The sequence below is a fragment of the Pseudomonas sp. NPDC087598 genome (assembly GCF_044743525.1).
GTDB lineage: Bacteria > Pseudomonadota > Gammaproteobacteria > Pseudomonadales > Pseudomonadaceae > Aquipseudomonas.
In genome coordinates this window covers 1-6,848 of record NZ_JBIUWQ010000063.1, presented here as the reverse complement: position 1 = coordinate 6,848, position 6,848 = coordinate 1, and the positions used below count along the sequence as shown (strand labels likewise).

Annotated in this window: 6 protein-coding genes; all 6 read right to left on the bottom strand. The window is 62.4% G+C overall.

The features are described 5' to 3' along the window. Positions 1 to 8: 8 nt before the first annotated feature. A complete protein-coding gene (locus tag ACIOWE_RS25345; RefSeq protein WP_201236874.1) occupies positions 9 to 875 on the bottom strand; it encodes a cell division protein FtsQ/DivIB in 867 nt (288 codons plus the stop codon). Between the two features lie 4 nt (positions 876 to 879). Further along, positions 880 to 1,839: a D-alanine--D-alanine ligase gene (locus tag ACIOWE_RS25340; protein WP_401397187.1), complete on the bottom strand. Its 960-nt coding sequence runs from the start codon at positions 1,837 to 1,839 to the stop codon at positions 880 to 882. Further along, positions 1,836 to 3,296, bottom strand: a complete 1,461-nt coding sequence (murC, locus tag ACIOWE_RS25335; protein WP_401397184.1) for a UDP-N-acetylmuramate--L-alanine ligase — start codon at positions 3,294 to 3,296, stop codon at positions 1,836 to 1,838. The genes ACIOWE_RS25340 and murC overlap by 4 nt, the downstream gene beginning before the upstream one ends. Further along, positions 3,289 to 4,359, bottom strand: coding sequence for an undecaprenyldiphospho-muramoylpentapeptide beta-N-acetylglucosaminyltransferase (gene murG / locus ACIOWE_RS25330; RefSeq protein ID WP_401397181.1), 1,071 nt, complete (start codon positions 4,357 to 4,359; stop codon positions 3,289 to 3,291). The genes murC and murG overlap by 8 nt, the downstream gene beginning before the upstream one ends. Further along, positions 4,349 to 5,566, bottom strand: coding sequence for a putative lipid II flippase FtsW (gene ftsW, locus ACIOWE_RS25325; RefSeq protein ID WP_007916996.1), 1,218 nt, complete (start codon positions 5,564 to 5,566; stop codon positions 4,349 to 4,351). Before ftsW ends, murG begins: the two co-directional genes overlap by 11 nt. Continuing rightward, the coding region (gene murD, locus ACIOWE_RS25320; RefSeq protein ID WP_401397178.1) for a UDP-N-acetylmuramoyl-L-alanine--D-glutamate ligase at positions 5,563 to 6,848 on the bottom strand (1,286 nt) is incomplete at its 5' end. The genes ftsW and murD, both read right to left, overlap by 4 nt.

The following is a 6,848-nucleotide window of genomic DNA, read 5'->3' as shown; positions in this document are numbered from 1 at the left end:
GCCTCTTCTTAATTCTTTGCGACAGCGGGTTGGGCTGTCGTCGGCGCTACAGGTTCCCGCCAGCCAACAGCGAGGCCGTTGGCGTAGCGCAGATCGATGCGCGCAATGTTCGTAATCTGGTCTTTAAGCGTCTTGTCATAGATGGCGATAAAGCGGCGCATCTTTTCCACCAGGTTGCCGCGTCCCAGCAGCAACTCGATGCCGGGGCCGGAACTGCCGGCACCGGTGGTCAGGAACCAACTCCCGCGTTCACGCAGTTCCAGGCGTGCAATCGAGAAGCCCAACGGCCGCAGCATCTGGCTCAGCACCTGATACTGCTGCATTACTTGCTGTTGAGCCCGTTGTGGGCCGAACAGCTGTGGCAGGTGTTCGTAGTTAGCCAGTTCCTTGGGCGTAAACGCCTGGCCCTGGTTGTTAAGCAACGACTCGTCGCCCCAACGGGCCACCGGCAGTTGTTCTTCGAGGCGGATCACCACTTGATCCGGCCAGACCCGGCGCACTTCGGCGTGGGCGATCCACGGCATCTGCTCAAGCTCGGTGCGCATGCCCGCCAGGTCGATAGTGAAGAAGCTCGACGCCACGTACGGGGCGATTCGCTGCTGCACCGCTTGCTGGCTGATGTAGCTCAGGTCGCCCTGCACGGCGATCTTGGTGATCGGCCGGTCGGCGTACGGCAGCAAACGCTGCGCGCCTTCGTAAGTACCGAACCCGAGCACCACCAGCAGTACCGGCCAGAACAGGCTTTTCAGAAAGCCGAAATTGGCTTTCGGCAGGCGCGCGGACATCGGCTCTTTGGCCACCATTCGGCTGGCACCCCGCGGCACCGGCTTGCGACCGGGTGCGGGTGGCTGATGTCTAAGCTGAGCGCCTTGCATCGTCTTAACCTCTAGCGTCTTCAACACTGGCGGCCAGAATGGCCAAAACCAGTTGCTGGAAATCCAGACCGGCAGCCTTGGCCGCCATCGGTACCAGACTGTGATCGGTCATGCCCGGTGCGGTGTTGACTTCCAGGAACCAGAACTGCCCGTCGGCGTCCTGCATCACATCCGCCCTGCCCCAACCGGCAATACCCAGCGCCTCACTGGCCTTGGCCGTGAGTTCCATGAGCTCTTTTTCCTTGGCGGCATCCAGCCCGCACGGAACGCGGTACTGGGTATCGTTGGCGATGTACTTGGCGTCGTAGTCGTAGAACGTGTGCGGTGTACCCAGGGCAATCGGAGGCAACACCTGGTCACGCAGGGTGGCGATGGTGAACTCCGGACCTTGAATCCATTGCTCAACCAAGACTTGCGAATCGTAGGTACTGGCCGCTTTCCATGCGTCGATCAACTCGGACGCAGAACTCACTTTGGCCATCCCGATACTTGAACCTTCATGGGCCGGTTTGACGATCAAAGGGAAGCCCAGTTCCGTCGCCGCGGAAATACAATCGGCTTCGCTGCACAGCACGGCGTGACGCGGCGTCGGAATCCCGAGGCTGTGCCAGACCTGCTTGGTGCGCAATTTGTCCATCGCCAGTGCGGACGCGAGAATGCCGCTGCCGGTGTAGGGGATCCCGGCGACTTCGAGCAGGCCCTGCATGCTGCCGTCTTCACCGCCACGGCCGTGGAGAATGATGAACGCGCGGTCGATTTTTTCACTCAGCAGACGCTGCAGAATATCGGCGCCGACGTCGATGCCGAACGCGTCCACGCCAGCGCTTTGCAGCGCTTCGAGCACGGCGTTACCGGATTTCAGAGAAACCTCACGCTCGGCACTCAAACCGCCGAAGAGCACGGCAACGCGGCCGAAGTCTTTCGGCGCGACAGTGGAAAACAGCTTGGCGTAGGCAGCAGTCATTTCAACTTCCCCTCGACCGACGCCGCCACGGCGCCAGCGAACAATTCACTTTTCAACAGCTTCGGCGCGAGACCGCCGATATCACCAGCGCCCTGACACAGCAGGATGTCGCCGGCACGCAGCAGCGGCTTGACCAGCGGTGCCAGGTCGACGCCACGCTCGATGTAGATCGGGTCGAGCTGACCGCGCTGGCGGATGCTGTTGCACAGCTTGCGGCTGTCGGCGCCCGGGATCGTCTCTTCGCCGGCCGGATAGACTTCCATCAGCAGCAGCACGTTGGCATCGGCCAATACATTGACGAAATCGTCGTACAGGTCGCGGGTGCGGCTGTAACGGTGCGGCTGGTAAACCATCACCAGACGGCGCTCCGGCCAGCCACCGCGTACGGCTTTGATTACGGCAGCGACTTCGGTCGGGTGGTGACCGTAGTCGTCGACGAGCATCACGTTGCCGCCGTCCACCGGCAGTTCGCCGTAGACCTGGAAGCGTCGACCAACGCCCTGGAACCCGGACAGGCCCTGAACGATGGCTTCATCGCTGACGCCTTCGTCGGTGGCGATGCAAATGGTCGCCAGCGAGTTGAGCACGTTGTGGTTGCCCGGCATGTTCACGGACACGTCCAACGGCTCACGATCCGGGCGCAGCACGGTGAAGAAGGTCTGCATGCCTTGTTGACGCACATTGATTGCGCGCACATCGGCGTCTTCGCTGAAGCCGTAGGTCACGGTCGGACGTTTGACCAGCGGGAGAATTTCGCGCACCACCGGATCGTCCAGGCACATCACCGCCAAACCGTAGAACGGCAGGTTGTGCAGGAACTCGACGAAGGTTTTCTTCAGCTTGTTGAAGTCACCGTCGTAGGTCGCCATGTGGTCGGCGTCGATATTGGTGACCACGGCCACCAGCGGTTGCAGATGCAGGAAGCTCGCATCGCTTTCGTCGGCTTCAGCGATCAGGTAACGGCTGGTGCCGAGCTGGGCATTGGTGCCCGCAGCGTTCAGGCGGCCACCGATAACGAAGGTCGGGTCCAGGCCACCGGCGGCGAACACCGAAGCGATCAGGCTGGTGGTGGTGGTTTTGCCGTGGGTACCGGCGACGGCGATGCCGTGGCGATAGCGCATCAGCTCAGCGAGCATCTCGGCACGCGGCACTACCGGAATACGGCGCTCCAGCGCAGTCGCCACTTCCGGGTTGGAAGTATTTACAGCGCTCGACACCACCAATACATCGGCGGTCGCGGCGTTTTCGGCACGGTGGCCGATGAAGATGTGCGCGCCGAACGATTCCAGACGCTCGGTCACCGGCGAAGCTTTCAGGTCGGAACCGGACACTTCATAGCCCAGGTTCAACAACACTTCGGCAATGCCGCACATGCCCACGCCGCCGATGCCGACGAAGTGGATGCGACGGATGCGGCGCATTTCCGGTTGCGGCATGGCTTTCTGATTCTCAACCATGGGCCACCTCCAGACAGGTATCGACCACGCTACGGGTGGCATCGGGTTTCGCCAGACGGCGGGCCGCTTGGGCCATTGCTTCGAGTCGTTGCGGTTGCATCAAGACCTCTGTCAGGCGCGCGGCAAGGTCCGCGGCACCAGTCGTTCTTTGCGGCATCAGGAAGGCAGCACCTTCGCGGGCCAAATAATCGGCGTTGCGGGTCTGGTGATCGTCGATCGCGTGGGGCAAAGGCACCAGCATCGAAGGCAGACCGGCGGCAGCCAGCTCACTGATGGTCAACGCGCCTGCGCGGCACACCACCAGGTCAGCCCAGCCATAGGCCTGGGCCATGTCTTTGATGAACGGCTGCACCTGCGCATCGACGCCGGCGGCGCGGTAGCGCTCTGCAGTCACTTCATCGTGGTTTTTGCCGGCCTGATGAAACACTTCCGGACGCAAATCGGCAGCGACTTGGGCCAGGGCTTCAGGCAGCAACTTGTTCAACGGTTCTGCGCCCAGGCTTCCGCCGAGGATCAGCAAACGCGCTTTGCGACCGGCCAGAGCAGGTCGCGATGTTTCGAGGAACAGCTCGCTGCGCACCGGGTTTCCGGTGGTACGGCGGGTGTCCGACAGAGTAAAGGTGTCGGGGAACGCTTCACACACCCGGGCGGCGAACGGCACCAGCAACCGATTGGCGGTGCCAGCGACGGCGTTCTGCTCGTGAACGATCACCGGCACGCCGGCCAGTTTCGCGGCAAGGCCACCGGGGCCAGTCACATAACCACCGAAGCCGACCACACACACCGGCTTCAATCGACGAATGATCGCCCGCGCCTGCCACACCGATTTCAGCAGCATGAACGGAGCCTTGAGCAGCGACAGCTTGCCCTTGCCGCGCAGGCCGGTGGCATTGATCCGGTGCAGTTCCAGCCCTGCGGCTGGCACCAGTTCGTTTTCGATTCCGCGTGGCGTGCCGAGCCAGTGCACGGTGTAGCCGCGCGCCTGAAACTCGCGGGCACAGGCCAGCGCCGGGAACACGTGGCCGCCGGTTCCGCCGGCCATGATCAATACGTTAGCGCCCATGATTCGGCTCCTCGGCGAAGTCGCTCTCATGGAATTCCATTTCTTCACTGCCGAGGTGGGTTCGACTCTCCCACTCAATCCTCAGCAACAAGCCGAGACAGGCGCAGCAGATCACCAACGAGCTGCCGCCATAACTGAGGAATGGCAGGGTCAGGCCCTTGGTTGGCAACAGGCCGACGTTCACCCCGATGTTGATCAGGAATTGACCGATCCACAGGAACGACAGGCCGTAAGCCACATAAGCAGCAAAGAACTGCTTGGCCTTCTCGGCCCACAAGCCGATGTACATGCCGCGAATACACACGAACACGAACAGCGCCACGGTGCACAGCGAACCGACCGCACCGAGTTCTTCAGCCAGAACCGAGAACACGAAGTCGGTATGGGCTTCCGGCAGGTAGAACTGCTTCTGCACGCTGTTGCCCAGGCCTACGCCCAGCCATTCACCGCGACCGAACGCGATCAAGGCTTGCGACAACTGATAACCGGCGCCGAACTGGTCGGCCCACGGGTCGGCGAAGTTGGTCAGACGTGCCATCCGGTAAGGTTGCATCTGAATCAGCAGGACCACGGCCCCGACGGCCAACACCACCATCAGCGAGAAACGGAACAAGCCGACCCCGCCAAGGAACAGCATCGCCGCCGCAGCACCCATCATCACCACGGTGGCACCGAAGTCCGGCTCCATCAGCAACAGGCCGGCCATCGGCAGCAGCACGATGAACGGCTTGAAGAAGCCCATCCAGCTCTCGCGCACCTCTTTCTGACGCCGCACCAGATAACCGGCGAGGTAGATCACCACGAACACTTTGGCGATTTCGGACGGCTGCACGTTGAAGAAGCTGAATCCGATCCAGCGCATCGAGCCGTTCACTTCGCGGCCGATGCCCGGGATGATCACCATCACCAACAGCCCGAATGCCCCAATCAGCATCAACCAGCCGAGACGCTGCCAGGTGGCGATCGGAATCATCATGGTGACGATGCACGCGCCCAGTCCCAGCACCACATAAATAAGGTGGCGAATCATGTAGTACAGCGGACTGCCCGACTGTGCTGCCGCGACTTCGGTGGACGCCGAAGCGATCATGATCAAGCCCAGGCCGAGCAATGCCAGGCAACCGGCGAGCATCGGGAAGTCGAGGTCGATGCCGCGCCCGGTAATGATCGGCGACGGATACGGCTTGATGATATTTCGCAGGCTCATGCCAGATCCTCCACAGCGCGGACGAACTGGTGACCACGGTCTTCGTAATTCTTGAACATGTCGAAACTGGCGCAGGCCGGCGACAGCAGCACCACGTCACCCGGTTGGGCGGCGGCGCGGCATTGCGCGACAGCGTCGACCAGCGATGTCGCACGAATCAGCGGCACGGCATCACCGATGGCCTCGCCGATCTTGTCGGAGTCGCGGCCCATCAGGATCACGGCGCGGCAGTTGGCCGCCACCGGATCACGCAGATCGTTGAATTCGGCACCCTTGCCATCGCCGCCGGCGATCAGGATGACCTTGCCGTCGATGTCCGCGCCCAAACCTTCGATGGCCGCCAGCGCGGCACCAACGTTGGTGGCTTTGGAGTCGTTGTAGTAAGCGACGCCGTCGAGATCACGCACCCACTGGCAGCGATGCTCCAGACCGGCAAACGTGCGCAGCGCCGACAGCATGGCGTCGAACGGCAGGCCCACTGCATGACCGAGCGCCAGCGCCGCGAGGGCGTTGGACTGGTTATGCGCGCCGCGAATCTTCAATTCACGCACTGGCATCAGGTTCTGGAATTCGAAGGCGAGGTACTTCTCGCCGTCTTCTTCGCGAATACCGAATGCCTTGAAATCCGGTTTGGTCAGGCCGAAGGTCCAGCACGGCTGGCCCTCACCCATCAGCGGGCGGCTCAGCGCATCCTGACGGTTGACCACGAACTGCTTCGCGCCACGGAAGATCCGGTGTTTGGCCAAGTGATACGCCGGCAGGCCGCTGTAGCGATCCATGTGGTCTTCGCTGATGTTCAGCACGGTCGCCACTTCCGCGTTGAGCTGGTCGGTGGTTTCCAGCTGGAAGCTCGACAGTTCCATCACGTACAGCTCGACGTCGTCGCTGAGCAGGTCCAGCGCCGGGGTGCCGAGGTTGCCACCCACTGCCACGCGCTTGCCGGCCGCAGCCGCCATTTCGCCGACCAGGGTGGTGACGGTGCTTTTCGCGTTGGAACCGCTGATAGCCACGATCGGCGCCTGCGCGTTACGCGCGAACAGCTCGATGTCGCCGGACAGTTTCACGCCACGAGCGGCAGCGGCTTGCAGGGCCGGGGTCGCCAGCGCCAGGCCGGGGCTCACGTAGAGCTCGTCGGCACGGCACAGGAATTCGACGTCCAGCTCGCCACAACGCACTTCCACGTGCGGATAGTCACGCTTGAGCGTGGCCAGTTCCGGTGGATTTTCCCGCGTATCGGCCACGGCAAACGACGTGCCCCGGTTCGCCAGGAAGCGAACCAGGG

What these genes read in the sequence shown, in the direction of transcription:
- murG (WP_401397181.1), bottom strand. Translation starts at nt 4,359, where the DNA reads ATGGGCGCTAACGTATTGATCATGGCCGGCGGAACCGGCGGCCACGTG.
- murC (WP_401397184.1), bottom strand. Translation starts at nt 3,296, where the DNA reads ATGGTTGAGAATCAGAAAGCCATGCCGCAACCGGAAATGCGCCGCATC.
- ACIOWE_RS25345 (WP_201236874.1), bottom strand. Translation starts at nt 875, where the DNA reads ATGCAAGGCGCTCAGCTTAGACATCAGCCACCCGCACCCGGTCGCAAG.
- ACIOWE_RS25340 (WP_401397187.1), bottom strand. Translation starts at nt 1,839, where the DNA reads ATGACTGCTGCCTACGCCAAGCTGTTTTCCACTGTCGCGCCGAAAGAC.
- ftsW (WP_007916996.1), bottom strand. Translation starts at nt 5,566, where the DNA reads ATGAGCCTGCGAAATATCATCAAGCCGTATCCGTCGCCGATCATTACC.